30 protein-coding genes are annotated in these 25,449 nt (G+C 42.8%); 17 read left to right on the top strand and 13 right to left on the bottom strand.

What is annotated here, in order from left to right:
• Window positions 1-22: 22 nt before the first annotated feature.
• Window positions 23-493, top strand: coding sequence for a universal stress protein (locus EWM62_RS17275; RefSeq protein ID WP_129877931.1), 471 nt, complete (start codon window positions 23-25; stop codon window positions 491-493).
• A gap of 63 nt (window positions 494-556) precedes the next feature.
• Here the strand turns inward: EWM62_RS17275 and EWM62_RS17270 are convergent, their stop codons facing one another.
• Entirely contained in the window at window positions 557-1,846 is a 1,290-nt protein-coding gene (locus tag EWM62_RS17270) for an HAD-IB family phosphatase (RefSeq protein WP_129877930.1), read from the bottom strand.
• Window positions 1,847-2,128: 282 nt separating this feature from the next.
• On the bottom strand, window positions 2,129-2,761 hold the full coding sequence (locus tag EWM62_RS17265) for a hypothetical protein (RefSeq protein WP_129877929.1): 633 nt from the start codon (window positions 2,759-2,761) through the stop codon (window positions 2,129-2,131).
• A gap of 251 nt (window positions 2,762-3,012) precedes the next feature.
• On the opposite strand from EWM62_RS17265, the gene EWM62_RS17260 reads away from it, so the two are divergent.
• The 10 genes from EWM62_RS17260 to EWM62_RS17215 all read left to right on the top strand — a co-directional run bounded on the left by EWM62_RS17260 (window position 3,013) and on the right by EWM62_RS17215 (window position 12,900).
• Entirely contained in the window at window positions 3,013-4,338 is a 1,326-nt protein-coding gene (locus EWM62_RS17260; RefSeq protein WP_129877928.1) for an APC family permease, read from the top strand.
• Between the two features lie 66 nt (window positions 4,339-4,404).
• Window positions 4,405-5,175 carry a non-homologous end joining protein Ku gene (gene ku / locus EWM62_RS17255; RefSeq protein WP_129877927.1) on the top strand — a complete coding sequence of 257 codons (771 nt, stop codon included), beginning with the start codon at window positions 4,405-4,407 and terminating at the stop codon, window positions 5,173-5,175.
• Window positions 5,176-5,266: 91 nt separating this feature from the next.
• Window positions 5,267-5,815 (top strand): YciE/YciF ferroxidase family protein, encoded by a 549-nt coding sequence (locus EWM62_RS17250; RefSeq protein WP_129877926.1) that lies wholly within the window; start codon window positions 5,267-5,269, stop codon window positions 5,813-5,815.
• A gap of 212 nt (window positions 5,816-6,027) precedes the next feature.
• Entirely contained in the window at window positions 6,028-6,675 is a 648-nt protein-coding gene (locus EWM62_RS17245; protein ID WP_129877925.1) for a hypothetical protein, read from the top strand.
• A 138-nt stretch (window positions 6,676-6,813) separates the two neighbouring features.
• Entirely contained in the window at window positions 6,814-7,494 is a 681-nt protein-coding gene (locus tag EWM62_RS17240; RefSeq protein WP_162499864.1) for a hypothetical protein, read from the top strand.
• A gap of 169 nt (window positions 7,495-7,663) precedes the next feature.
• Entirely contained in the window at window positions 7,664-8,125 is a 462-nt protein-coding gene (locus tag EWM62_RS17235; RefSeq protein WP_129877923.1) for a ferritin-like domain-containing protein, read from the top strand.
• A 160-nt stretch (window positions 8,126-8,285) separates the two neighbouring features.
• Window positions 8,286-9,020, top strand: coding sequence for an acyl-CoA desaturase (locus EWM62_RS17230; protein WP_129877922.1), 735 nt, complete (start codon window positions 8,286-8,288; stop codon window positions 9,018-9,020).
• 238 nt (window positions 9,021-9,258) lie between these two features.
• A complete protein-coding gene (locus EWM62_RS17225; RefSeq protein ID WP_129877921.1) occupies window positions 9,259-10,515 on the top strand; it encodes a pyridoxal phosphate-dependent aminotransferase in 1,257 nt (418 codons plus the stop codon).
• 72 nt (window positions 10,516-10,587) lie between these two features.
• Window positions 10,588-11,298, top strand: a complete 711-nt coding sequence (locus tag EWM62_RS17220) for an SAM-dependent methyltransferase (protein WP_129877920.1) — start codon at window positions 10,588-10,590, stop codon at window positions 11,296-11,298.
• A gap of 6 nt (window positions 11,299-11,304) precedes the next feature.
• Complete coding sequence (locus EWM62_RS17215) at window positions 11,305-12,900, top strand: FAD-dependent monooxygenase (RefSeq protein WP_129877919.1); 1,596 nt, start codon at window positions 11,305-11,307, stop codon at window positions 12,898-12,900.
• 50 nt (window positions 12,901-12,950) lie between these two features.
• Here EWM62_RS17215 and miaE read toward each other — a convergent pair whose 3' ends face one another.
• The 6 genes from miaE to EWM62_RS17185 form a co-directional block, all read right to left on the bottom strand.
• Entirely contained in the window at window positions 12,951-13,550 is a 600-nt protein-coding gene (gene miaE / locus EWM62_RS17210) for a tRNA-(ms[2]io[6]A)-hydroxylase (protein WP_203235076.1), read from the bottom strand.
• A 44-nt stretch (window positions 13,551-13,594) separates the two neighbouring features.
• The gene (locus EWM62_RS17205; RefSeq protein WP_129877918.1) at window positions 13,595-13,909 is read right to left on the bottom strand and encodes a type II toxin-antitoxin system RelE/ParE family toxin; all 315 of its coding nucleotides are present in this window, start codon (window positions 13,907-13,909) and stop codon (window positions 13,595-13,597) included.
• Window positions 13,900-14,079 (bottom strand): hypothetical protein, encoded by a 180-nt coding sequence (locus EWM62_RS17200; RefSeq protein WP_129877917.1) that lies wholly within the window; start codon window positions 14,077-14,079, stop codon window positions 13,900-13,902. The genes EWM62_RS17205 and EWM62_RS17200 overlap by 10 nt, the downstream gene beginning before the upstream one ends.
• Window positions 14,080-14,107: 28 nt before the next feature.
• Window positions 14,108-14,683 carry a nicotinate (nicotinamide) nucleotide adenylyltransferase gene (gene nadD / locus EWM62_RS17195; protein ID WP_129877916.1) on the bottom strand — a complete coding sequence of 192 codons (576 nt, stop codon included), beginning with the start codon at window positions 14,681-14,683 and terminating at the stop codon, window positions 14,108-14,110.
• A 97-nt stretch (window positions 14,684-14,780) separates the two neighbouring features.
• On the bottom strand, window positions 14,781-15,347 hold the full coding sequence (gene gmk, locus EWM62_RS17190; RefSeq protein WP_129877915.1) for a guanylate kinase: 567 nt from the start codon (window positions 15,345-15,347) through the stop codon (window positions 14,781-14,783).
• 90 nt (window positions 15,348-15,437) lie between these two features.
• Complete coding sequence (locus tag EWM62_RS17185; protein ID WP_238989385.1) at window positions 15,438-16,313, bottom strand: YicC/YloC family endoribonuclease; 876 nt, start codon at window positions 16,311-16,313, stop codon at window positions 15,438-15,440.
• Between the two features lie 168 nt (window positions 16,314-16,481).
• Here EWM62_RS17185 and EWM62_RS17180 point away from each other — a divergent pair, with 168 nt between their 5' ends.
• A complete protein-coding gene (locus tag EWM62_RS17180; protein WP_129877914.1) occupies window positions 16,482-17,204 on the top strand; it encodes a hypothetical protein in 723 nt (240 codons plus the stop codon).
• Window positions 17,205-17,316: 112 nt separating this feature from the next.
• On the opposite strand, the gene rnc is transcribed toward EWM62_RS17180, so the two are convergent.
• Genes rnc through EWM62_RS17165 form a run of 3 tightly spaced genes read right to left on the bottom strand, consistent with a single transcriptional unit; the run spans window position 17,317 to window position 19,566 of the window.
• Window positions 17,317-18,042 carry a ribonuclease III gene (rnc, locus tag EWM62_RS17175; RefSeq protein ID WP_129877913.1) on the bottom strand — a complete coding sequence of 242 codons (726 nt, stop codon included), beginning with the start codon at window positions 18,040-18,042 and terminating at the stop codon, window positions 17,317-17,319.
• Window positions 18,043-18,051: 9 nt separating this feature from the next.
• Complete coding sequence (gene fabF, locus EWM62_RS17170) at window positions 18,052-19,305, bottom strand: beta-ketoacyl-ACP synthase II (RefSeq protein ID WP_129877912.1); 1,254 nt, start codon at window positions 19,303-19,305, stop codon at window positions 18,052-18,054.
• 21 nt (window positions 19,306-19,326) lie between these two features.
• Window positions 19,327-19,566 (bottom strand): acyl carrier protein, encoded by a 240-nt coding sequence (locus EWM62_RS17165; RefSeq protein WP_067058906.1) that lies wholly within the window; start codon window positions 19,564-19,566, stop codon window positions 19,327-19,329.
• A 427-nt stretch (window positions 19,567-19,993) separates the two neighbouring features.
• On the opposite strand from EWM62_RS17165, the gene EWM62_RS17160 reads away from it, so the two are divergent.
• Together EWM62_RS17160 and pyk are read left to right on the top strand one after the other, a co-directional pair.
• Window positions 19,994-20,413: an IPExxxVDY family protein gene (locus EWM62_RS17160; protein ID WP_129877911.1), complete on the top strand. Its 420-nt coding sequence runs from the start codon at window positions 19,994-19,996 to the stop codon at window positions 20,411-20,413.
• Between the two features lie 63 nt (window positions 20,414-20,476).
• Window positions 20,477-21,913 carry a pyruvate kinase gene (pyk, locus tag EWM62_RS17155; protein WP_129877910.1) on the top strand — a complete coding sequence of 479 codons (1,437 nt, stop codon included), beginning with the start codon at window positions 20,477-20,479 and terminating at the stop codon, window positions 21,911-21,913.
• A 161-nt stretch (window positions 21,914-22,074) separates the two neighbouring features.
• Here pyk and EWM62_RS17150 read toward each other — a convergent pair whose 3' ends face one another.
• Both EWM62_RS17150 and EWM62_RS17145 read right to left on the bottom strand, forming a co-directional pair.
• The gene (locus EWM62_RS17150) at window positions 22,075-22,647 is read right to left on the bottom strand and encodes a thioredoxin family protein (protein ID WP_129877909.1); all 573 of its coding nucleotides are present in this window, start codon (window positions 22,645-22,647) and stop codon (window positions 22,075-22,077) included.
• A 93-nt stretch (window positions 22,648-22,740) separates the two neighbouring features.
• Window positions 22,741-22,992 (bottom strand): hypothetical protein, encoded by a 252-nt coding sequence (locus EWM62_RS17145; protein WP_129877908.1) that lies wholly within the window; start codon window positions 22,990-22,992, stop codon window positions 22,741-22,743.
• Window positions 22,993-23,406: 414 nt separating this feature from the next.
• On the opposite strand from EWM62_RS17145, the gene EWM62_RS17140 reads away from it, so the two are divergent.
• The 3 genes from EWM62_RS17140 to EWM62_RS17130 all read left to right on the top strand — a co-directional run bounded on the left by EWM62_RS17140 (window position 23,407) and on the right by EWM62_RS17130 (window position 25,439).
• The gene (locus tag EWM62_RS17140; RefSeq protein WP_129877907.1) at window positions 23,407-24,285 is read left to right on the top strand and encodes a cell division protein FtsX; all 879 of its coding nucleotides are present in this window, start codon (window positions 23,407-23,409) and stop codon (window positions 24,283-24,285) included.
• A gap of 99 nt (window positions 24,286-24,384) precedes the next feature.
• Complete coding sequence (locus tag EWM62_RS17135; protein WP_129877906.1) at window positions 24,385-24,645, top strand: DUF3098 domain-containing protein; 261 nt, start codon at window positions 24,385-24,387, stop codon at window positions 24,643-24,645.
• On the top strand, window positions 24,645-25,439 hold the full coding sequence (locus EWM62_RS17130) for an undecaprenyl-diphosphate phosphatase (protein WP_129877905.1): 795 nt from the start codon (window positions 24,645-24,647) through the stop codon (window positions 25,437-25,439). The genes EWM62_RS17135 and EWM62_RS17130 overlap by 1 nt, the downstream gene beginning before the upstream one ends.
• The last annotated feature ends 10 nt before the right edge of the window (window positions 25,440-25,449 follow it).

Here is a 25,449-nt window from a genome sequence, read left to right as displayed (position 1 = left end):
GTAAACCAGAACCCTCATAGCCATGAAGATCAGCAAGATACTTATCGGGATAGACGACAGCAAATTTGCCGAATACGCCGCATCATACGGCTTTGATATAGCCCATACCTTTAATGCCCATGTTGGCCTGGTGCACATTGTTGAGCCGGCTATAACGCCCGAGAGCAACGCCGATAATCTTATGGGTTTACCGATAGAAACCGCCAATTACAACGAAATGAATTTGTTGGACATCCAGAAAGACCAAGCCGAAAGCGTTATAGAGCGCACGGTAAAAAAATATGCTAAAGGATTGCAGGTTACCCATTTTAACGAATATGGATCTACAGCGGACGGCATTTTAAGCTGCAGCAAAGAGTTTAAGGCCGACCTTATCGTTATAGGCACACATGGCCGCACGGGTATAGACAGGCTGCTGATGGGCAGTGTTGCCGAAACGGTGGTACGTAACTCGCATGTGCCGGTGCTGGTGGTACCATTGGTTGAGGAATAGCTTATAGTTGATGGTTAATAGCAGTTACCATGATCCATGAACCATAGCCCATGAACTAACTCCCTAATAAAGCAGCCTGAACTTTATCGTCTGTTCAATGGCTTTCAGTTCGTTTAGTACGTGGGTATCGTAACCGGTATTAACATCGGTAATTACATAGCCAATTTGCGGGTTGGTCACCAAAAACTCGCCAACAATATTGATGTTGTGGTTGGCAAAAACCTCGTTTATCTGCGCCAGTATGCCGGGCACGTTCTTGTGGATATGTATCAGCCGGTGTGCATTATTAATGCGTGGTGGCTGCAAATCGGGGAAGTTGCAGCTCATGTGCGTTTTACCCTCGTTCATAAAAGCTATCACCCTGCGGGGGATAAAATCCGTATTGCGGGGATTGGCTTTTGGGTCATCAAAAATAATAATGCCTTTATCACAGGCAGCCTCGGCCAGTTTACGGTTTACACGGCCGAAACAACCAATTACCTTTAAGCGGCCGGCGTTGGTAAGCTGTTCGGGCCTGGGCAGGTTTGCTTCATCACAAAACAGTACGCCGGCTTCGTCAAGATATTTTTCTTCTATGCTATCGCGATGGCGCAAGTTATAGCCCTCGCGTTTCATTTGGGCTAAAGCTTCCTCATCTATATTACCCACCACCAGGCATTTTATACGGTTTTTTGGGTAGGATATGGCCCTTGGCAGTTTATTGATGTATAAAAACTCGTCGAAACTGGGGGTTATATGGTCGGCTTTTTCGGCGACGGATTTACGCTCGATATTTTCGGTAAAGGCAAAGAATTTTTTGATCATGCCCGATTCCTTCAGCTGAAAATCCGAGTAGCCGTCGCCAATACCAAAGATCTCGCCGGGCAGGTTTAATTCTTTTAACAACTTAACCTTGCCGCCCTCCTGCGATAGGGGGTTCCCGCGGTCGTACCCAATAATATTGCCTTCCTCATCAAACACAAAGGTGTTGGCGTAAATGTTTTCTTTTTTTATATGATACTCGGTAACCACGGGCGTAATAAACTCCTTAAACCCGCCCGATACAATGAGCACCTTATCCTGGTGGTTCTTAAAAAATATGGTATTGCGCGAAAACGAAGTGGAAACTTTCTTTTTTAAATGGGTTATCAGCATTTTCAGGTGGTCGCGGTTGGCGCAAAGCAGCTTAACCCTTTGTTCCAGGCTTTCGGTGAACGAGAGGCGCCCCTCCATCGAGGCGTTGGTAAGGTCTTCTATCTTTTTATAGATAGCTTCCCTGTCGGGATGATTTTTTAATGAGATACGCGCTAATTCGTCTAAAGCTTCTACCTGTGTAAAGGTGCTGTCGAAATCTATAATGAAATACTGATCCATTTGGGGTACGAGATGCTGAATTGCAAATGTGCAAAATTTTTGCGGATGTGCAGGTGGGTATGTGTAATAAGCACACGTTCGGAACCGGGATTAAACAGATCAATACGATCAACAGGATTTATCCGGTGCGGGTACTCCCAGGTGGCATTTGTACAAAACGATCTGACATTTATTAAGAAATCCTGCTAATCGTAAAAATCGCAGGAATCCCGGTTCATACAAACAAAAAAGAGGGGCCGCACCCCCCGTGCAGCACCCTCTTTAAAACTAAATAAAGAAGCTTTATTTTGTTGTGTTCGCAGCCATTGCCAGCTTATTAGTAGCAATAAGGTTGTTTATCATTTTTGAGTTGAAAGAAATTTCTTGTTTTAAAGCGCCGATGCTGCTTTTGATATACATTAAAGATTTTAAACCTTTAATGCCTTTCATTAAACCTGCGCTTTTAATTTCGCCCGGAAGGGTGATCAGGTCTTTTGAAGATTTAAGCAAGCTTGAACCCATTGCCAGGCATAGTTTTGAAAAACCTACCAGCTGATCTGGCGATAGCGGTTTAACTTCGGTGGTTGGTAAGCCATCAATTGTTTGGCCGGTTACACTGGCATACATTTGAGGGATAAGCTGCCTGTTCTCTTTTAACTGGGTTAACATGGTAGATACCATATTGGCTAAAGCATCAACACCTGCAATACCGGCTTCTTTAGGTACTTTTAAATTATCTGCTTTTGCCAAAACTTTCTGAAAATCTTCTGATTTTAACATAGCAACAAGTTCTGCACGCTGTGCTTTTAACTCGTCAACAGTTAATGTTTTGGTGTCTTTAATTTCTGCGGGGTTTTCTGCCACAGTTTCGTCCTGTGCTTTTGCAGCAAAGCATAGTGTTAATGCAAATACCGCGCTTAGTAATAACTTTTTCATAATATTTTTAGTGTTTAGTTTATGAATGTAAAGTTCACACAATCAGCATTTTGGGACAATCCCTGCATATTGGTATATTTTTATGCGTAGTAATACGTATGTGATAATTAAAGTTGAAACATATAATATATGCCCTGATACTTGATAAATTAAGGCGTTTATGGCCTGCTGATAGCCCGCAGGCGCGTTTTTTTAAAATATATGCTGCAGGCAAGTGGTAATTAAAAACATAAATAATATTTTTATGCCTTATGCAGCAACCTGTTTTAACCAGAAAAATAAAGCCCTTTCAGCTTGTTGCACTTGTTTTTTTTACGGTTTCCGGCGGCCCCTACGGGCTGGAGCCGCTGTTGAATTATGCCGGTGAACATGCAGCGTTCCTGATACTGCTGGTTACCCCCTTGCTTTGGGACGTGCCCGCCATATTTACCGTGTTAGAGCTAAACAGCATGATGCCCGTAACCGGCGGTTATTATAAATGGGTTAAGCATGCGCTGGGTCCCCGCTGGGGTTTTTATGAAGGGTGGTGGACATGGATCTACACTTTTGTCGACCTGGCTATTTACCCCGTGCTGTTTGTAACCTACGCCTCGTATTTTTTCCCGGGGATAGAAGCCTATCGCATACAGGTTTGCCTGGTTATTGTATGGCTATCGGCAATACTGAATATTTTAGGCATAGTGCCGGTGGGCCGCACGGCCTTGTTTTTGGGCGCGGCAGTATTATCGCCGCTTATTATATTAATAGTATTGGTTATTTATCAGCATGGGGATAATATCAGTATCCCATCTCAAACACTTAACGGCTTGCCGTTCTCTTCCTTCGGGATAGCCCTATATACCGTAATGTGGAACTGCCTGGGCTGGGATAACGTTACCACCTATGCCGAGGAGGTTGAAACGCCCGTACGCTCGTACCTTATATCAAGTTTTGCTGCCTTTGCATTGGTAATGGTAGTTTATTTCTTCGCCATTATGGCTGCGCAGCAATCAGGCATCAGCCATAGTAGCTTCCTGGAAGATGGTTTCCCGGCGCTTGGCGAAATAGTAAGCGGCCGTTGGTTGGGGGCCATACTGGCTATTGGGGGCATGGCCAGTTCGTTAGGTATTTATGCGGCAGTATTGTTATCTGTATCGCGCGTACCTAAAGCCATGGCCGGCGACGGGCTGTTGCCGCAAAGGCTTAATGTATTGCATTCGCGTTTTCAAACACCTTATGTATCTATCATTATTTGTTCGATAGTAGTTAGTTTTATGATACTGTGGCCCTTTGCCGAACTGCTTATTATCGATGTAACCGTTTACGGCGCGGGCTTATCGTTAGAGTATATATCGTTAATAAAACTGCGAATCACATCACCCAATGTAAAAAGGCCATTTAAGATCCCGTTAAATGTGGCGGCATTATGTATGGTATTGATATTGCCGTTCGGTGTATATTTTATAGCGTTGGCCGGGGCGTTTGCATCCACACCAAAATCAATACAGGCCGCCATATTCGCTATCTGCATCCTGCTTACTGCCGAAGTTGCCTGGCGGCTGGTTACCTGGCGTAAGCCGCACCTTAAGCGCAGTTAATATTCTCATTTTAAAACCGTTCGCTTTTTTAAGGGTTATAGTAACCTGTACTAAAACTATTTTATTATGAGATCGATATGGAAAGGCTCGCTTGGCTTTGGGTTGGTAAGCATACCTGTTAAATTGTATTCGGCTGTACAAACCAGTTCTATCGACCTGGATATGCTGGATTCGCGCGACCACGAACGCATCCGCTACCAGCGGGTGAACGAGAAAACCCACAAGGAAGTGCCTTATGATAAAATTGTGAAAGGTTATAAGCTTAACGATGATTACGTAATTGTAGAAGCGGCCGATTTTGAAGCGGCCGCGCCCGAAAAAAGCAAAGTGGTGGAAATTGAAAGCTTTGTTGATATAACCGATGTAAACCCTATGTTTTACGAAACATCGTACTATACCGAACCCGATACCAAAAATAATAAGGCTTATGCGCTGCTGCTGCAGGCCCTCAAAAAATCGGGTAAGGCGGGCTTAGCCCGTTTTGTACTGCGCAGTACCGAAAGCTTGTGCATTGTGCACCCGGTTGATAACGTACTGGTGATAACCCGTATCCGCTTTGGGCAGGAGATCCGCGATACCGACGAACTGAATATAGCGGATGATGTAAACATCAGCAAAAAGGAACTTGATGTAGGCCTTGCCCTGATCAAGCAGTATGCCGAAGCTTTTGATGTATCTAAATTTAAAGACGAGTATAACGATGAGTTATTGAAAATCATCAAGGCAAAATCAAAAGGCAAACGGGCTACTATTAAAAAGCTTAAACCACATAAAACCAAAAGCAACGACCTTTATGAACAACTGATGGAAAGCCTGAAAACTAAAAAAGGCGCATAGTATTTATAATTAAATAATTATCATATAAGTAAAACTTAAAACCTGTAGGTGTGTTATATCATACACAAGTTAAAATAAAACATCTACTCACATGGCAACTACTAAAACAAAAAAAGCTCCCGAAACTACAGACAATGTAGAAGAATCGGCACTTAACGAATTGTTTCTTGACGAATTAAAGGACATTTACTGGGCCGAAAAACACCTGGCAAAAGCCTTACCTAAAATGGCAAAAGCTGCAACTTCTGATGAATTGCGTACGGCTATTGAAAATCACCTGGCAGAAACTGAGAACCAGATAACCCGCCTGGAGAGCGCTTTTGCATCTATCGATGAAAAAGCCGTTGCCGTAAAATGCGAAGCGATGGCTGGTTTATTGAAAGAAGGGGAAGAGATCATTTCTGAAACTGAAAAAGGTACTTTAACCCGCGATGCAGGTATTATATCGGCAGCGCAAAAAATAGAGCACTACGAAATTGCATCGTACGGTACGTTAAAAACACTGGCCCGCACATTAGGCTATGCCGAAGCGGCCGAACTGTTGGATGCTACCCTGCAGGAAGAAAAAAACTGCGATGGACTGCTTACCCAAATTGCCGAAGGTGGTATAAATGAAACTGCCAAAAGCGAAAAAGAATAATACTACAACTAACTAAATTGAAGAGGGCCGCCCGTAAGGGCGGCCTTTTTTATTGTTTAAAAAAAATTAATGGCAGGTGTAACACATACACTAAAATGTCCGTCATGGGTTATATAGGTTCAAAATTGGTATAGGTACCATATCGGTTTTGGGTCTATTAATTAATCAAAATATATAACAAACGGCTATTGCCGGTAATTTTAAAACAGAAAATGAAAAAACATATCTTCACCTTAATAGCAATTTTATCAATTTTTACCGCCTGTAAAAAGGATAACGATAATAACAATAACCCTGGCGGCAACGCAGGCGAATATCAGCCTTTAACCGCAGGTTCCGCATGGACTTACGAAACTGAATATTATGGCCTCGAAAACTCGGTAGACAAAGAAACATCGGTTAACACGGTTACCGGCATTACCAAAACCTTCGATGGAAAAAAGTACTACGAACTAAAAGTAGTATCTGAGGGCGACGAACAAAAAGAGTACATTGGGATTAACAACCATGTTTATACCACCCGCTCGGTAGATGGCGAAGATGTGGTAGAAATACCATACTTTGATGATACCAAAGCAAAAGGCGAATCATTTATAACTGTACTGAGCACAGGCGACGTTGATAGCCGTATTAAAACTACCATTGCCGATAAGGGTATCAGTAAAGTTGTAGCGGGCAAAACCTATAATAACGTTGTGCATAGCGTGAGCGAGGTTCAATTTAAAAACGGCGCTAACTACACCACCACTGCCACTACCGATTTTTACATCGCAAAAGGAGTGGGCATTATTGCCATCTATTCAAAAACACCTACAAAGGATCTCTTAAAGTCGGAGTTGAAAAGCTACGTTATAAAGTAATACCTGCCGGGCTTACTTAAGCCCACCTAACCTATCATCACATCCCGCGAAAGCGGATAGTATAAAGCCCGTTCTGCAGTTGCGGGTCGGGCTTTGTTTATTTATCTTTATCCTCATAAATCATTTAATAAGTATCATTTGAAAAAATATTTACTAATACTGCTTCCGGCTATTATACTGTTAGTGAGTTCTTGCAGAAAAGACCCGCCGGATTTTACAGGGTACGAGGCTAACGGCACTTCAGAAAACAACGCATTTGCTAATAGCTACATGCCAACTTCTAAAGGTACCAGCTGGACGTATGTAACCGACCCCGGCACCGGTACTAAAGCTACTTCAGAAATCCATTTAACAGGCGTAATAACCCCGATAAACGGGCTTAATTATTTTGAAGCCAAAAGCAGCACCGCCGGCAGAGAAGCCGAGGTGGGTTACTATTATGTTGACGACCATAATTACAAAATACTGGGCGCAACATTACAAAGCGGCACCGTTGTAGAGTTTAATTACCTGGACAGTAACTTGCCGGTAAACGGCGAATGGACCGCTAAAATGAGCCCGAGCGGATTTATTAATAGTATACCTGCCCGCACAAAGGGAAGGATCATAGAGAAAGACATTACCAAAGTTGTGCTGGGCAAAACTTATAAAAATGTTATCCATACCCAACTTATTGTTCAATATGATATGGGAAGCGGATTTGAAGATTTTGGTACTTATGATTATTATCTGGCCAAAGGCATTGGTTTACTGGAAACAGATACAAACTTATTGGGTATTGTAGCTACGTCGAAACTGTTAAACTATACCATTAAGTAGCATGGTGTTCCTTATAAAGGACTATTTGTATACTGGAAAATCGTTATGCTTAATTTAATTATGCTGATACGCGGTTGGGGCAACTAAATTTGAAATTTTTATAATTAAAAGTTAACCGTGGCATGGTGGTTGCATAGGTAGTACCAAACAAATTATAATTACTACTACTATGGAAACTACCACAGAAAAATCAGTTGAAGTTTTAAACGACCTAATTGAAATTAACAACGACCGCATAGATGGCTTTGACCGCGCTGCTAAAGACCTTGGTGAAGGCGATGCCGACCTGAAAGCCGTATTTGAGCAATTTGCAAGCGATAGCCGCCGCAACGTACAGGAACTTAGCGCAGCCGTAGGCCAGGCAGGTGGCGAGGTTGAAACAGGTAATACTGCAACCGGTACCATTCACCGCGCATGGCTTGATGTTAAAGCTACCTTTACCGGCCACGACCGTAAAAGTATTTTAGAGGAATGCGAACGCGGCGAGGATGCCATTAAAAAAGCGTACCGCGATGCATTATCTGAAGATAACGGTTTATCGCCACAATTTGCTACAGTTATTGCCCAGCAGCAACAGCTTATAAATGAAGGCCACGACAGGATCAAAGCCCTTAGAGATAGCCAGGCATAAGCCTCAAAATAAATCCTTTTTAAAAGCCGCTTAGTATGTTCTGAGCGGCTTTTTCGTAATAATGACATTAGTAAACATCAATTTTAAATCCCAAATGGGGTTTTAATCGTATATTTGTAATCATTATAAATAATATACATCCACGTTAAATTTAATTTTTGTGATCATATTAATTTTCTTTTTAGGGCACTGGTTTTTATCACTGTTCTTCCAAACTTTTTTTCTGCATAGGTACGCTTCTCATAAAATGTTTACTACCCATAAATTTTTTGAGCGCATCTTTCATATCATGACTTATCTGTTCCAGGGATCATCATATTTAAACCCGCGTGCTTATGCCATAATGCACCGCGAGCACCATGCTTACAGCGATACCGAGAAGGACCCGCATTCGCCGCATTTTTTTAAGGATGTTTTCCAGATGATGTATTACACGGCCATAAGCTACCGTAAGCACGAGAAAAGATTGAAGGAGCCCGAGGAACGCTTTAAAGGTAACTACCCCGAGTGGAAGTTTTTAGATTACGTGGGTTCATCTATCGTATCGCGCATTATATTCGGCTTGTTTTACATTGCCTTTTACGTGGTATTTGCCACACAATGGTGGATGTATTTATTGATCCCTATCCATTTTATAATGGGCCCTTTACACGGCGCTATTGTAAATTGGTGCGGCCATAAATACGGTTACTCAAACTTTGATAACAACGATAAATCGAAAAACACAACCCCGTTTGATTTCCTGATGCTTGGCGAATTGTTCCAGAACAACCATCACAAACGCCCAAACAGCGCCAACTTTGGCGCCAAATGGTTCGAGATAGACCCGGTTTATCCTATCATGAAACTGATGCACTGGGCGCGGATCATCCGGCTGAGGAAAGCATATTTGTAATAAGTTGAAAGGTTAAAGCATAAAGCGAAAAGCAGTATCAATTGATGTTTCTTTTCGCTTTTTTATTGAAATAGCTTTTTGCTTTGGTCTTTCTTCTTTTGGCTCTTTTGTCCTTCCCCTTTTTGCCTCACCCCCAATTCTTCTTTGAAGGAGATGGGCTTTTTTTTTAAAAGTCTCCCCTAACGGGGGAGATTTAGAGGGGGCTTTGCTATCTTTACCCCCTGTAATTAATCTATCAATGAAAGTATCAGTATTAGCGCAAAATTTACACGGCTCCGAGATCATAAAAATAGCCGGCGAAATAAACGAATTAAAAAAGCAGGGACAAAACATTGCTAACCTAACCATTGGCGATTTTGATGCTGATATTTATCCTATCCCGACAGAACTGAAAGACGGCATTATTGATGCCTATAACCATAATCAAACCAATTACCCGCCTGCCGATGGGATGCTGAGCCTGCGCGAAAGTGTATCGGCGTTTCTTAAAAACAGGATGGGTTTGGAGTACGCTGCTAACCAGATCTTAATATCGGGTGGTTCACGCCCATTGATATATTCTACCTACCTGGCCCTGGTTGACCCGGGTGATAAAGTGGTTTTTCCGACACCATCGTGGAACAATAACCATTATTGCGACTTGACAGGTGCCGAAGCGATTTTGGTAGAAACCCGTGCCGGAAACAACTTTATGCCTACAGCGGATGAAATTGCCCCGCATTTAAAGGGCGCTACCATGCTGGCATTATGCTCGCCGTTAAACCCTACAGGTACCATGTTTGGCAAAAAGGACCTGGAAGAAATTTGTGACCTGGTGATCGCTGAAAATAAAAGCCGTGGTGGGGATGAGAAACCATTGTATTTACTATACGATCAAATCTACTCGCAATTAACCTTTGGCGAATACAAACATTACGACCCGGTAACCCTGCGCCCCGAGTTGAAGGATTACACCGTATTTATTGACGGCGGATCGAAATGTTTTGCGGCCACGGGCGTACGCGTGGGCTGGGGCTTTGGCCCGGCCGAAATAATCACTAATATGAAAGCCATAGTTGGCCACATGGGCGCATGGTCGCCAAAGGCGGAGCAGGTTGCTATGGCCGAATATCTTAAAAACGAGACCTACGTTAATACTTACCTTGATAAACTGAAGGGTAACATTCAGGCCAGTTTAAGTACACTTCACGAAGGTTTCCAGGCCTTAAAAGCGGAAGGCTTAAGTGTAGATTCTATCGAGCCGATGGGTGCTATTTACTTAACCGTAAGGGTTGATTATACCGGCAAAACCACACCGGATGGGCAGGTACTAAACAACTCGGCGGATGTGAATTTCTACCTGATCAAGGAAGCGGGCGTTGCCTTTGTGCCGTTCTCGGCATTTGGCACCGGCGAAGAAGTAACCTGGTTCAGGGCATCGGTAGGGGCAAGCACATTAAGCGATATCCAGCAAATGATACCACGCATCCGCCAGGCGCTTGCGAAATTGAAATAAAAATTTAATCCAGTTTTCTTAAAGTCTCCCCTAACGGGGGAGATTTAGAGGGGGCTTAAAACGTATAATATTATGGCCTACGGAACCCTCTTTTTAATACCTGTACCCCTTGCAGATGAGGCCGCGGCCCAATCGTTTACTCCTTATTTGGTTGATACCATTAACCATGTAAACGAATACATTGTTGAGAACGAAAAAACCGCCCGCCGTTTTTTAAAGCTGGCCGGACTTAAAACCCCGCAAAGCGAGCTGGTGATCCACGACTATGGTAAACACAACCGCGACGCCGGCCTAAAGGAGTTTTTTAGAGGATTGGTTGTGGGTAAGGACGTTGGCCTGATGAGCGAAGCCGGCTGCCCGGGCATTGCCGACCCAGGCGCGGATATCGTAGCCGAGGCGCACCGCAAGGGTATAAAGGTTGTGCCGCTGGTTGGCCCAAGCTCTATTTTGCTGGCGCTGATGGCATCGGGATTTAGCGGACAAAGCTTCACCTTCCACGGTTATTTGCCTATTGATAAATTAGAGCGCAGCAAGCGCATTAAGGAACTGGAAACCCTGGCTATAAATAATAAGCAAACACAACTATTCATCGAAACGCCGTTCCGTAACGATAGTATGCTGCAGGAAGTATTGAGAACCTGCAAGCCCACAACAAGGCTTTGCATTGCCTGCGATATCACCGCGCCTACGGAATTTATTAAAACCATGCCCATAGCCGAATGGTTAAAGCAAGTGCCCGACCTGCGTAAGCGCCCGGCTATATATTTACTATTTCATGCCTAAAATGAGATGATAGCCCTTCCGCGGCATACCAGTGTACTGATAGTTGGCGCCGGGCCATCCGGTTTGATGATGGCCGCGCAATTACTGCGCAACGGTGTGCAGCCTGTTATTATTGATATTAAGCAAGGTCCCACCAATCAATCTAAGGCATTAGCGGTACAGGCGCGTTCACTGGAAATTTACAGGCAGTTAGGGGTCATAGATAAAGTTCTCAACGGGGGCAAACAGGCCGGCGGCTTATCTTTTAATATGGGCGGCGAGCAGTTGGTTTCGCTCTCGTTAAAGGAAATGGGCGATACCCAAACGCTGTTCCCCTTTATTCACCTGTACCAGCAAAGCAAAAACGAACGCACCCTGCTGGAATACTTAACTACCGCCTGTTGCCCGGTTTACTGGGAAACTACCCTTGTGGGTCTGAAGCAAGATACAGGCGCTGTTACTGCTACCCTGCAAAACGGCGAAAGTACTTATGAGCTTACCTGCGATTACGTTATAGGTGCCGATGGCGCGCACAGTGTGGTGCGTAAGCAACTGGCTATCCCGTTTACCGGCGATACCTATCAGCATAAATTTTACCTGGCGGATGTTAAGCTGACCAGTGCCATGAATGGCGAGGTAGTAAACCTGTTTGTGGCTAAGAAAGGTTTCGCGGGGTTTTTCCCGATGCCTGAAGAACGGTCGTTTAGGATAGTAGCCAGTTTGCCGGATGGATTGGAAGAAAGGGAAGACCTGCAAATGAACGATGTGCTGCCACAACTGCAAAATATTACCGGAGTTGGAATAGAGATCGATCAGGTTAACTGGTTCACCACCTATAAACTGCACCACCGCATGGCCGAAAAGTTTAGCGATGGCAGGTGTTATTTAATTGGCGATGCCGCGCATATCCATTCACCGGTTGGCGGGCAGGGCATGAACACTGGTCTGCAGGATGCTTATAACCTGGGCTGGAAACTGGCTGCTGTAATTAACAGACAAATAAAAGACAGCATCCTGAGCAGCTACGCTATTGAACGCATGCCTGTGGCCAAGGATTTACTTAGCACTACGGACCGTATGTTTAATGTGATCACCTCCCGAAGCTGGTTTAGCGGGTTGTTAAAACGGTACATTATACCAAATGTGTTAAAACTGGTATGGAAAAATGAAACATCGCGCCGGTATTTTTTTAAACAGGTATCGCAAACAGGCATCAGCTATCGCGATAGCAAAATAAACCTGCACCTGGGGCAGGATACCAAAATAAAAGCCGGCGACCGCCTGCCGTACCTGGAGATCTTCGACGAAAAGAAAAAGACCAGGACCGATATCCATGCCTGGTGCAGTAAACCGGGTTTCACGCTAATCACCCTGGGCGAGATAAAGGAAAGCTATTTGTTTACCCTTGCCAAATGGATAACGCAGCACTACCAGGGCCGGATAAACTTTTTTCACCTGCCGCCCTCAAATACCAACTGGCATATTTTTGAAGCCTTTGAGTTAAAGCCCGGCATGCGTAAAGCCCTTATTATCCGCCCGGATATGCATATTTGCTATATGAATGATATAGTAGATATTGAAATGATGAACAACTATTTACGTAATGTGGCAGGGTTCAATTAGTAAGATTTGAATTGGCCAGATTTAACAATTTTAAATTTGTCAAACCTATATTAGCCGTGTATAGTTTCGCCCTTGCCGTAATTCTGGATCACCTGCGCTTCGTAAGCCAAAAACTCCTTCCAGCGGGCATCTACGTCAATCTCTACCGCGTGTTTCTTGGCAAGCCTTAAAAACATGGCGTAGTGGGTTGCCTCGCTCACCATCAGTTCGTGATAAAATATAGAAAGCGCCTCGTCGTTAATATTTTCTGATAGCACCTTAAAGCGTTCGCAGCTGCGGGCCTCTATCATGGCCGAAAATAGCAGCCTGTCTATGAGTTGCGCCTCGCGGCCACCGCCTACAATGATAAATTTGCGTAGTTCGTTCACATAATTATCCTTGCGTTCTTTACCCAAAGTAAAGCCACGCTGCAGCAAAATTTCGTGCACGCGCTTAAAGTGATCCATCTCCTCCTGGGCAAGTGCTATCATTTCCTGCACCACATCGCTCAGGTTTGGGTTTTGAACGATGAGGGTGATAGCATTTGTGGCCGCTTTTTGCTCGCAATACGCATGGTCGGTTAACAGCTCTTCAATATTGCTTTCTACAACGTTCTTAACCCATAGCGGGTCGGTAGGTAACTGAAGTTTAAGGATGGTTTTCTCGCTCACAAGGCAAAGATAGAGTGTTAAGCTGAAAGGCGAAAGCAGAAAGACTAATCCTCTGACGTAAAAGCCGGGTTGTTGCTTAGGCTGCGGGAGTGGTGATGGATAGAAAGAATGATGATGTGCTTATCAGGAACTATGTCGTAAATGATTCGATAATTTTTAAAAATAAGTTCGCGAGTTAATTCATCATCAAATTCTTCAAATTTTCGACCCAATTGGGAATTTAACTTTAGCTTTTTTACAGCGGTGCGAATATCTTTTACTTCCTTTTGGGCATAAAATAAGGAGTCTCGCCGGATAAAATTATAAATAGCCCTCATGTCGCGCCTTGCGATATGAGAATAAATAATGGTTAGTCCCACTTCTCAATCTCAGCGTCTAATTCTTCTTCGGTTAAAAATTCCCCGTTTTCAATCTGTTTACGCGCAATCTCGATTTTTTGAAGGATGATTATTTTTTCTACCAGATCATCTACCGAAAATGTATCAGGCATGTGATCGACAAGTTCTTTTACTTTATCCTTTGTTAGCATAGCAACTCCTTTTTATAAATATACAAACTTAAATCCTGTACAGACTTTTACTCTCTATAAATTTTAAAACAGCGTCCGGTACAAAATATTGCACATTCTTTTTCTCGGCCAGCGATTTACGGATAAAAGTCGCCGATAACTCCATCAGAGGCGTCATAGTAATGGTAACGGATGGGTGCGATGCAAATTCGGCGTTTTCATAGCCGGGGCGCGGGTAAACATAAACCTGGTAATCGCGCAATATCAGCTTATAGTTTTTCCATTTATGAATGGTTGCCAGGTTATCAGATCCCATAATAAGCGCAAACTCGTGTTCGGGATATTTCTCTTTTAAATGGGTAAGGGTATCAATAGTGTATGACGGTTGTGGTAATTTTAGTTCCACATCGCTTACGGTAATATTGGTGGCATTATCGGTAGCCAGTTTGGCCATTTCCAGCCTGTCGTAAGTGTTGATCAGGTCGCCGTACTTTTTTAAGGGGTTTTGGGGCGATACCACCAACCAAACTTTATCCAGCGTGGTATGGTTGGCCATGTAGTTGGCAATAATTAAATGCCCGATATGTATAGGATTAAATGAACCGAATAGTAAGCCTATCTTCATTCTTGCTGATGGTTAATAGTTCATGGATCATAGTAGAAGAATAATATGAACGTGTGGCGGTAGAAGTAAGAGCGCTTAGAGCGATAACCGCCAGCTATTATCCAATAAAATTGGTAACCAATTCCTCCGCTTCCTTGCAAGCCGTTTCAAGATCGTAATTTTTAAGGATAATATCAAACTGGGGCGCGTAATTAAGTTCTTTTTCAGCTTTTAAAAAGCGTTCCTTCAGCTTTTCGGGGCTATCGGTACCGCGGCCGGTAAGGCGTTCTTTTAAAACTTCCAGCGATGGCGGCTGTACAAATATTGCCAGCGCCTGCTCGCCGTACTTGCGTTTAAGGTGCATACCGCCTTCTACATCAATATCAAAAATAACGGTTTTGCCTTTTGCCCAAATGCGCTCTATCTCGGTACGAAGTGTACCGTAAAAGGTACCGGTGTAAACCTCTTCAAACTCTACAAACTGCTTTTTTGCTATACGGTGGGTAAACTCGGGCAGGCTTATGAAGTAATAGTCCTTACCGTCCTGTTCTTCGCCGCGCGCCGGCCTGGTAGTAGCCGAAATAGAAAACTCCAGATTCGGTATCTGCCCAAGCAGGTGATGTACTATGGTGGTTTTACCTGCACCCGACGGGGCCGAAAATATGATGAGTTTACCTTCTTTCATTATTGTTGGAAAGTTGTAATGTTGGAACGTTTAAATGTTGTAGGCCGTGGAGTTAACATTCCAACTTTTCAACATTCAAACCTTTAAACTTTATAACACATTAAGTAATTGTTCTTTAATTTTTTCAAGTTCTTCTTTCATGCCTACAACAAGCTTTTGCATGTTAGCGTCGTTTGCTTTAGAACCCAATGTATTTATTTCGCGCCCAATTTCCTGCGAAATAAAGCCCAGCTTTTTACCGTTAGCATCGGCATTTTTCAATGTTTCGATGAAGTATTCGCAATGCGCTTTAAGGCGGATCTTTTCTTCCGTAATGTCAAGTTTATCTATAAAATAGATCAGTTCCTGCTCAAAGCGGTTTTTGTCCATACTCTCGGCGCCCACGGCTTCGCTTAAAAACTGGTTCAGTCGCTCGCGGATGATAGGTACCCGTTTTGGTTCTTCAACCTCAACCAGTTCCAGGTTTTTCAGGATAATGCCGATACGCATTTTAATATCCTGCTCCAATACATTCCCCTCATCACTACGGAACTGCTGAAAGGCAGCCATAGCTTGCTGAAAAGTTTTTTCAACCAGTTTCCATTCATCATCAGATACGGTATCTTCTTCGTACTTAACAACTTCGGGCAAGCCTAAGGCTAACTGCAGCAGGTTGCCACCGGGTTCGTTAAGCTCGTCGCTTACGCTTTTAAGCTGGTTATAATAATGTTTAAGCAGTTCACGGTCAATACCGGCGGCTTTTACATTGGAGGTTGCCTGCTCTACATTGATAGAAAGGTTTACTTTACCACGGTCTATCTGCTTGCTGCAATCGTTACGTAACTGAAATTCTTTTTCAGAAAATATTTTGGGCAGGCGCAGGGATAATTCAAGAAATTTACTGTTCAGGGATTTGATCTCAACGGTATATTTTGTTTTGCCGGAGTCATAACTGGCAATTCCATACCCTGTCATGGATTTTATCATGCGCAAAGATAGTTTTTTAGTCCGAAAGTCGGAAAAGTCCGAAAGCCAGAAAGTTATACGTTGCAATCCTCCGGGCTTCCGGACGTTCGGACTTCCCGACTCGCCAACTTTAACACTTTTTCACATTTCAAACCATATACATTTTATAAGTTTGCTGCGTTAAATAATATGCCCTTGAAGTTTGTAATAGCCTGTATAATAAATCTGTTCTGCTTTACCTTCCTTGTTTCTGCACAGCAAACAGTTATAAAAGGGGCTATATATAAACGGATCTCGTCGGTTAAGTTAACGGAAGTATTGGTTACCAATATGCGCACCAAAGGCGTTACCGAGTGCGATGGGCTTGGTAATTTCAGCATCAGCGCCAACGTTGGCGATACGCTGCTGTTCACCAAAAGGGATTACACCCCGCAAAAGCAGGAAGCTACTAACTACGGCATGATTGTTTATATGCAGCCCGAGGTGCGGCTTAACGAGGTGCGTGTTATTGGCCAGACAAAAAAGCAGGAACTAACCGAAATTATGGGCGATTACCGTAAACAGGGCACTTTTTACAACGGTAACCCACCTGCGCTGTCTATGCTGGTATCACCTTTAACCGGGATATATGAATTATTTGGCAAAACCCCGGGCCGGGCCAAGCGGTTTGCCGCGTTTAGTAAACGCGAATTAGAAGCATCAGCGGTAGACAGGCGATACAATAAACCCCTTGTAATGCGTGTAACAGGCGTAACAGACAGTGTTACGGTGCAAAAATTTATGGAGTATTACCGGCCATCATACGAAGACCTTAAAACCTGGAACGATTACGACCTGATCCAAAAGGTAAAAACCCAGTATGAGTATTTTAAGAAAAACGGGGACAAAGATGGGTTGCAAAAGTTGTATTAGTCCAGTCACTGGAAGATAGAGCAGAATAAATATTCTAAATGACAAAGCCCTTTTAAGCAAAGGGCTTTAAGCATTTCAAAAACTACTCCGTAGCCAACGGAGGCTGGGGACATTATATCCCCAACGCGGCGCAAGCTTTTTCGGCAGCTAATTTCTCCGCGTTTTTCTTACTAAATTCTTTGCCCGATCCCATGATCTCGCCGTCTACGCTGGCTTGTACGGTAAATAATTTGGCGCTTTCGCCTTCCTGGTTTTCAATTACATCAAAGCTAATGTCTTTACTGTGGCGCTGGCACCATTCAATTAGCTTGCTCTTAAAATTGGTTTCGGTTTGCTCAAGTGTGTGGATATCAATGTGCGATTTAATAATGTGGTTCACTAAAAAATTGCGGGTAAAATCATATCCCTTATCCAGGTAAACCGCACCTATCAGGGCTTCAAAAGCATCGCCAAGCAGCGAGCCCTGCCTGCCGGTGTTCATTATTTTGGTATCAAACTCTATCAGTTTGTCAAAACCAAGCTTGCGGCCAAGCTGGTTAAGGTTATTACGGCTTACAATTTTTGAGCGCAGCTCGGTTAAAAAGCCTTCGTCTTCGTAAGGGTAGAGTTTAAAAAGCACTTCGGCAACTACGCTGCCTAATACGGCATCGCCTAAAAATTCAAGCCGCTCGTTGCTGTTTTTTACCCCTTTTTTTATGTTTTGGGCAACCGATTTATGGCGAAATGCCAACCGGTATAACGACAAATTGCCCGGTACAAAACCGAGCAAATTTTTTAAAACCTTAACGTGTTTTCTATTTGGCGAAAGGTATAGCTTATAAAAGCGGCTAATAGGCATCCAACGAAATTATTGCTGGTACTTTTTAAATATTACCGAGGCATTATGGCCGCCAAAACCAAAACCGTTGCTTTGTGCTACATTAACAACACGCTTTTGCGCTTTATTAAATGTAAAGTTTATTTTAGGGTCAAAAGCAGGGTCGTCGGTAAAGTGGTTGATGGTTGGCGGGATAATATCATTCTGGATTGCCAGGATAGAGGCAATAGCTTCAACAGCGCCGGCAGCACCAAGTAAATGGCCTGTCATTGATTTTGTAGAGCTGATGTTGATATCATAGATCCTATCGCCAAAGGCATCGGTTATAGCTTTTACTTCCTGCGGGTCGCCAATTGGGGTTGATGTACCATGCACGTTAACGTAATCGATATCGGCGGGGGTTAAGCCCGCATCTTCTAAAGCCGCTTTCATCACCAGCGATGCTCCTAACCCTTCGGGGTGTGGGGCCGTCATGTGGTAAGCATCAGCACTCATGCCACCGCCAACCATTTCAGCATAAATTTTAGCGCCGCGTTTTAGCGCGTGGCCTAATTCTTCTAAAATGATAGTTCCCGCGCCTTCACCGGCAACAAAGCCATCCCTGTCCAGATCAAAAGGACGTGAGGCAGTTGCAGGGTCATCGTTACGGGTTGATAAGGCATGCATTGCATTAAAACCACCAATACCGGCTTCGTTTATAATAGCTTCGGACCCACCAGTGATAAACATGTTTGCTTTACCCAGGCGCAGGTAGTTAAAAGCATCGATAAGCGAGTTGTTTGATGATGCACATGCGGATACCGTGGTAAAGTTTGGCCCGCGTAAACCATATTTAATAGAGATATGGCCCGGTGCAATGTCGGCTATCATTTTTGGGATAAAGAACGGGTTAAATTTGGGTGTGCCATCGCCTTTGGCAAAGTTCACAACCTCGTCTAAAAATGTCTTTAAACCGCCAATACCCGATCCCCAGATAACGCCAATGCGGCTGGTATCCAGTTTCTCGAAATCTAATCCGGCATCCTTAACAGCTTCCTCTGTCGAAAACAAAGCATATTGAACAAACGGATCGAGTTTACGGGCCTCTTTACGGCCCAAAAAACCTTCCGCGTCAAAACCCTTTACTTCGCAGGCAAATTTAGTTTTGAATTTTTCAACGTCAAAACTCTTAATAAAGGCAGCGCCGCTTACCCCATTAATAAGGCTGTTCCAATATTCAGAAACAGTATTACCAATCGGAGTAAGCGCTCCAAGCCCGGTTACTACAACTCTTTTAAACTCCATTTAACAGTTTTAGGGAGCTACTTAAGCTTTAACGTTTTTTTCTAAGTAGGCAACAGCCTGGCCAACAGTACCAATGGTTTCTGCCTGATCGTCAGGGATTGCAACGTTAAATTCTTTTTCAAACTCCATGATCAATTCCACGGTGTCTAAAGAGTCGGCACCAAGATCGTTGGTGAAGCTTGCTTCTGGTGTAACTTCACTTTCGTCAACACCCAGTTTTTCCACGATAATTGCTTTTACTCTTGAAGCGATATCAGACATAGTCTTTATAGTTTAATGATTAATAAATTCAGTGCAAAGAAAAATAAATTATGTTAAATATCAAATCTAAAAACTTTGACAATATTGAGTGAACAATTAATTGTGGCAAAAGGTTTGGATTTACGTTTTTAACTGGCGTAAAAGTAATGATTTTGAGCAGAAGTATTAAAGTTTAATATCTATTTTGAATTTATAGTAATAAAGTTACACTAAGTTGTGGTATGTGCTTAATAATTAGTTAAATACAACCCATCGGCATCGTTTTATTTTTACCATGCATTACTGTTTTATTTTGTTTTGCATGGTGCATTGGGCTTATAAATATTTCATTAGCCAATACCAACCCATGCTTTTTTGAGTTAAGGCAACAAAAATTTAGGGTTACTGCCCGCGTTTTGTATTTTTACCGTTCTAAACATAAATGGTTTTGAACAGGAAAGTTTTAAAGTTTGAGATCGATCTGGATTTTGTATTGATAGCGGTTACCACATCTTTAAAAGATTACCGGATATGCTACCATATAAACAAATGTTTAAATTTTAATTTTACCCGCATCGATGATCTTTCGCTGGATACCCAGGTAAATGGCGCGCCGCTGCTGTTTTCGTTATACCATTACAGTTGGGAAAGCACCGAGACCGACTTTTATTTTATTGGAAACAAGGGATCTGACGGCTATTTGGTACCCGAAATGCGGGAGGCCGATTATTTTATCATGATAAAAAATTATATCGATGATGACGACCTGGAAAACATGATATCGGCCCTAAATAAGATCCCCGAAATTGTTGCAGCGGTAAAGATTGACCCGAAAAAAATAAAATCACGCGAAAATCTATTATTTTAGCGGAAATTTAGATGTGTAAATTATACACAATACTGTAATATAGCCTGAATTTAACCTGAAAATATGAAATTTTACTATAATCGTACTAAGATTGTTGCTACAATGGGGCCTGCCTCATCCAAAAAAGAAGTGTTGCTGTCGATGATAAGGGCCGGACTAAACGTGTGCCGATTGAATTTTTCGCACGGTAAGCCCGAAGACCACAAGAAATTTGTTGACCTTATCCGCGAGATAAACTCCGAATATAAAACCAACGTAGGTATACTGGCTGATTTGCAGGGCCCTAAGATCCGTATAGGTCTGGTAAAAGATGGCGGCATACACCTTATTAACGGCACCCGCATAAACATTACTACCCACGAGTGTATTGGCGATGACAGCCAGATCTACATCACGTACGAAACCTTTCCGCAGGATGTACAGGCAAACGAAATAATTTTATTGGACGATGGTAAACTGCAGCTTAAAGTTATTGAGACCAATCGCAGGGATACCGTTATTTGCGAGGTGGTACATGGTGGTATATTAACATCGCGTAAAGGTGTTAACCTTCCAAATACAAAAGTATCTATACCAAGCTTAACACCCGAAGATCTGGAAAACCTGCAATACGCCCTTAAATGGGATGTAGATTGGATAGGCCTTTCGTTTGTGCGCACCGGGCAGGATATTATTGACCTTAAACGCATTATACGCGAAAGTGGTAAAGAAGCCCGTGTAATTGCCAAAGTGGAAAAACCCGAGGCGATTGAAAATATAGACGAGATCATTGCTGCTACCGATGCCGTTATGATTGCCCGTGGCGACCTTGGCGTTGAGTGCCCGCTTGAAGAAGTGCCGTTGCTGCAAAAAATGATAGCCCGTAAATGCCGCGATGCATCAAAACCGGTTATTGTAGCTACGCAGATGCTGGAATCGATGATAACTACCCCGCGCCCAACCCGTGCCGAGGTGAATGACGTTGCCAACTCGGTATTGGATGGCGCCGATGCGGTAATGCTTAGCGGTGAAACATCGGTAGGCGAGTTCCCGGTGATCGTTATCGAAACCATGGCCAAGATCGTTCGTAATGTGGAAGACCTGGGTTACCCGTTCAATGCATCAAAAGCAGAGAATACCGATCCAACATCGGCAAATTACCTTAGCGATGCACTTTGCGGTTCGGCTGTTTATTTAGCCGAACATACCAATGCTATGGGTATCGTAAGTATGACGGTTAGCGGTTATACCGCTTTTGAAATATCGAGCTACAGGCCCAAAGCAGGTACTTACATATTTACATCAAACAAGCAACTGCTTAACGCGCTTAGCCTTGTTTGGGGCGTACGTGCGTTCTACTACGATAAATCGGACAGCACAGATGAAACCATAGCCGATGTAAACAACATTCTTAAAGCAGAGCAATTGCTTAACGCAGGCGATGTTGTTATCAATACTGCAGCTGTGCCAATTGTTAAAAAGGGAAAAACCAATATGCTTAAGGTAAGTGTTATTGAGTAACAGTGATTAGAAATTAGTTAACCGGAGATTAGTTGCCGGTTGCTTTAAATAGAAAAGAGGGTTATGCTGATGCGTAACCCTCTTTTGTTTGATATGTTTTTAATTCGTCATTGCTTTGTACCAATCACGCGCAGGTTTAATTATCAATTAGCAACTAATCTCTACTTCGAAGCTTTCTCTACATAACTCTTAGGATCAAGCGCTGTTGGCGACCAGTTCTGGAAAAACTCCATTACTTTAGCTTTGTTGTAGCCCTTGCCTTCTTCCAGGTAACTTGAGTTTTGGGTATGCAGCCGGCTACCTTTATCATCCAGTACCACAAACACCGGGAAACCAAAGCGCTGCGGATAGCCCAGTTCGGCAAGTAATTTTTCGTTTAAATTCTCTTTACTGTAGTTTGTGTGCAGTACCACATAGTTATCGTTCAGGTACTTGTTCAGTTCAGCATCTGTAGTAACAAGGCCATTAAACTTAAGGCACCAACTGCACCAGTTACCGCCAATTTGCAGCAATATGTTTTTATGCTGCGCTTGTGCGGTTTTTACAGCCGCGGCTATATCAGCTTTTGCATCGGCAGCGGGGTTATATAGTGTGGGGGCTTGTTTTTTAGCAGTATCAGGCGGCATTACGGCAACAACCATGGGCTTTGGCAAATTTGGTTTAGGTTTAGCCTGCTGTGCACTTACAGTAGTATATACTGCCAGTATTATGGCTATAAATAATATTTTTTTCATCGGGCGTTATTTTAAAAAGTTAAATGTATAAATAGTAGCTATACCTTTTTGTAACAATAACGTAATAATTATTATAATAGCATAAAGCCTGGATCATACATTGCCTGCATATATTACCGATTTTTTATCGGGTTTAGTGGAATAGTATGGCACATTATTAATTTGGTTACCACTTTTGGTGTTTTTATTTTTATCTCTGATCAATCTTCGTCTTCTGCGTTTTAAGCGGTAACGTTCTGTCCAGTGGTCAAATGTTCCCATAGCAGCCAAAATGCCCCCAATTACAAAGCTAACCATCATAAATATGACGAATAAATGGAGCAAGTTTGCAAGTATATGTTTCATAAATAAATTAAATAGTTCGGTTACTGTAAGGCAATAGCCGTGCCTTAGTTGATGTTTTTTCGACTAAACATTTAAAAAAAGCATGTTTTTGTAGATAATAAGGCTGTTTTTGACGTAACAGGATAAAAAATGTTTGTTTTTTAAAAATGCCTTTTTATGTACCCTAATAAGGACAAAGCGGGCCTTGCATTATCTGCAGGGTGGCAATTTGCCCGGTTTGCGTTTTGATTGTAATATGCCGCCTTATAAATTTTTTGCCGGTAATTATATGCCGGGTAAACGCCCAAGCCGTTAATTATTGTTAATTATGTGTTATAAACTTTTACCTTTAGGGCAGGTTTGTTAATTTCGCAACTTATCAATGGGATAACTGTCTCATCCCGATAATTATCGGGGCTCATATCTAAAAAACGCATGGAAGAATTTGAAGCAAGCGCATCGGCAAAAAAAACCAAAACGATATATATATCTACCGTTTTTGGCATTGCCATGGTTTTATTGATGATAGGGCTGTTGGGTTTAATATTGGTACATGCCAATAACCTGTCGCGCTACGTAAAAGAAAACATTGTGCTGAATATATTTATGGATGATTCGGCCCATGAAACAGATGTGCTGCAGTTGCAAAAACAGCTGGATGCCAATGTAATGGTGAAACAGACCCAGTACGTAAGCAAGGAACTTGCCGCGCGTAACCTGCAGAAGGATTTGGGCGAAGATTTTGTAAAGTTTTTGGGGTACAACCCGCTATCGCAATCGCTTGATATTTACCTGAAGGCAGATTACGCCAACAACGCCGGTATCGAAAAATTTAAAGCCGAGCTGCTGAAAAATAAGCTGGTTAAAGAAGTTAAGTACCAGCAATCATTGGTTGACCAGATGAACCAGAACCTTACCTCTATCAGCCTTATTATATTAGCCTTCGCGGGTATATTTGTAATATTATCCGTAGCGCTTATAAACAACACCATCAGGCTGGCCATTTATTCGCAGCGTTTCCTGATCAAATCAATGCAACTGGTGGGGGCAACAAAAGGGTTTATTCGTAAACCATTTTTACTATACGGCATTTGGCATGGTTTATTAGGCGCGTTAATAGCCATAGTAATACTGGTAGGTACACTGTACCTTGCCAATCAGCAAATCCCTGACCTGGTTATCCTGCAAAATTATACCGAGTTTGGCGTAGTATTTTTGGGTGTGATAGCATTGGGGATATTTATATCAGCCTTTAGCACATTCCTGGCGGTTAACAAGTTTTTACGTTTAAAGATATACGATCTATATAGGTAGTCATTGAGGCATTGGGGCATTGAGTCATTAACGCCCTGGTAGCAATCACTATCCCGATAGCAATCGGTACACTAATTCAATAAATCAGTAATTAAAGATATGGCACTGCAACAATCAAAAACAACAGCAAGCAAAACACAGGCCCAGGCAAATAATGTCACTCCGGGTCAATTTATATTTGGTAAAGACAATTACCTGTGGCTTATCATCAGTATAGCGGTGGTAGCCTTTGGTTTTGTACTTATGAGCGGCACCACCGATATTTACAGTACCACCAAAATTGTAATAGCGCCTATAGTAGTACTGGCAGGTTTCGGCCTGGGTTTTTACGCCATCTTAAAAAAGCCGGCCGCTAAATAATGAACATTATCCATGTAATTGTCCTTGCTGTTATAGAGGGCATCACAGAGTTTTTGCCCGTGTCTTCAACCGGGCATATGATCATCGCATCGTCTGTAATGGGCATCCAGAGCGATGATTTTGTAAAGCTGTTTACCATAGCTATCCAGTTAGGGGCTATCCTGTCGGTAGTGGTGCTTTACTTTAAGCGGTTTTTTCAATCCATCAACTTTTATTACAAGTTGCTGGTGGCCTTTTTGCCGGCTGCTGTTTTTGGCTACCTGTTAAGCGACAGGATAGACAAGTTATTGGAAAGCGCTTTAACCGTTGGTATTACGTTATTTATTGGCGGTATCATACTGCTTTTTGTAGATAAGTGGTTTAACAAACCGGATGTTAAGGATGAAGAAGAAATAAGTTATTTAACCGCTTTGAAGATCGGGTTCTTCCAGTGCTTATCCATGATACCGGGCACATCGCGTTCGGCTGCTACCATTGTTGGAGGGATGAGCCAAAAGCTAAGCCGCAAAGCCGCGGCCGAATTCTCGTTCTTTTTAGCGGTGCCTACCATGTTTGCCGCTACCGCTAAAAAACTGCTCGATTTTTATAAAAACGGCCACGTATTTACCGGCGAAGAAATAAAGCTGCTGGCCATTGGTAATGTTATCGCGTTTGTGGTAGCCCTGCTTGCCATTAAAACATTCATTACCTTTTTAGAGCGACGCGGGTTTCAGCTTTTTGGCTGGTACCGCATTTTGGTGGGCGGGGTAATTATTATCCTTTACCTGAGCGGCCATAATTTGCAGGTGATATAAAACATTCGGT

Origin of the sequence: Mucilaginibacter terrigena, assembly GCF_004168255.1 — a bacterium.
Taxonomy (GTDB): domain Bacteria; phylum Bacteroidota; class Bacteroidia; order Sphingobacteriales; family Sphingobacteriaceae; genus Mucilaginibacter; species Mucilaginibacter terrigena.
This window is presented reverse-complemented; position numbering and strand designations above follow the sequence as displayed.

Coding starts and splice junctions, on each gene's coding strand:
- EWM62_RS17220 (WP_129877920.1), top strand. CDS start 10,588: ATGGCCTACGGAACCCTCTTTTTAATACCTGTACCCCTTGCAGATGAG.
- EWM62_RS17130 (WP_129877905.1), top strand. CDS start 24,645: ATGAACATTATCCATGTAATTGTCCTTGCTGTTATAGAGGGCATCACA.
- rnc (WP_129877913.1), bottom strand. CDS start 18,042: ATGCCTATTAGCCGCTTTTATAAGCTATACCTTTCGCCAAATAGAAAA.
- EWM62_RS17225 (WP_129877921.1), top strand. CDS start 9,259: ATGAAAGTATCAGTATTAGCGCAAAATTTACACGGCTCCGAGATCATA.
- EWM62_RS17145 (WP_129877908.1), bottom strand. CDS start 22,992: ATGAAACATATACTTGCAAACTTGCTCCATTTATTCGTCATATTTATG.
- EWM62_RS17180 (WP_129877914.1), top strand. CDS start 16,482: ATGCCCTTGAAGTTTGTAATAGCCTGTATAATAAATCTGTTCTGCTTT.
- EWM62_RS17260 (WP_129877928.1), top strand. CDS start 3,013: ATGCAGCAACCTGTTTTAACCAGAAAAATAAAGCCCTTTCAGCTTGTT.
- EWM62_RS17245 (WP_129877925.1), top strand. CDS start 6,028: ATGAAAAAACATATCTTCACCTTAATAGCAATTTTATCAATTTTTACC.
- nadD (WP_129877916.1), bottom strand. CDS start 14,683: ATGAAGATAGGCTTACTATTCGGTTCATTTAATCCTATACATATCGGG.
- EWM62_RS17265 (WP_129877929.1), bottom strand. CDS start 2,761: ATGAAAAAGTTATTACTAAGCGCGGTATTTGCATTAACACTATGCTTT.
- gmk (WP_129877915.1), bottom strand. CDS start 15,347: ATGAAAGAAGGTAAACTCATCATATTTTCGGCCCCGTCGGGTGCAGGT.
- EWM62_RS17250 (WP_129877926.1), top strand. CDS start 5,267: ATGGCAACTACTAAAACAAAAAAAGCTCCCGAAACTACAGACAATGTA.
- EWM62_RS17150 (WP_129877909.1), bottom strand. CDS start 22,647: ATGAAAAAAATATTATTTATAGCCATAATACTGGCAGTATATACTACT.
- ku (WP_129877927.1), top strand. CDS start 4,405: ATGAGATCGATATGGAAAGGCTCGCTTGGCTTTGGGTTGGTAAGCATA.
- EWM62_RS17235 (WP_129877923.1), top strand. CDS start 7,664: ATGGAAACTACCACAGAAAAATCAGTTGAAGTTTTAAACGACCTAATT.
- EWM62_RS17135 (WP_129877906.1), top strand. CDS start 24,385: ATGGCACTGCAACAATCAAAAACAACAGCAAGCAAAACACAGGCCCAG.
- pyk (WP_129877910.1), top strand. CDS start 20,477: ATGAAATTTTACTATAATCGTACTAAGATTGTTGCTACAATGGGGCCT.
- EWM62_RS17215 (WP_129877919.1), top strand. CDS start 11,305: ATGATAGCCCTTCCGCGGCATACCAGTGTACTGATAGTTGGCGCCGGG.
- EWM62_RS17140 (WP_129877907.1), top strand. CDS start 23,407: ATGGAAGAATTTGAAGCAAGCGCATCGGCAAAAAAAACCAAAACGATA.
- EWM62_RS17165 (WP_067058906.1), bottom strand. CDS start 19,566: ATGTCTGATATCGCTTCAAGAGTAAAAGCAATTATCGTGGAAAAACTG.
- EWM62_RS17270 (WP_129877930.1), bottom strand. CDS start 1,846: ATGGATCAGTATTTCATTATAGATTTCGACAGCACCTTTACACAGGTA.
- EWM62_RS17275 (WP_129877931.1), top strand. CDS start 23: ATGAAGATCAGCAAGATACTTATCGGGATAGACGACAGCAAATTTGCC.
- EWM62_RS17200 (WP_129877917.1), bottom strand. CDS start 14,079: ATGCTAACAAAGGATAAAGTAAAAGAACTTGTCGATCACATGCCTGAT.
- fabF (WP_129877912.1), bottom strand. CDS start 19,305: ATGGAGTTTAAAAGAGTTGTAGTAACCGGGCTTGGAGCGCTTACTCCG.
- EWM62_RS17185 (WP_238989385.1), bottom strand. CDS start 16,313: ATGATAAAATCCATGACAGGGTATGGAATTGCCAGTTATGACTCCGGC.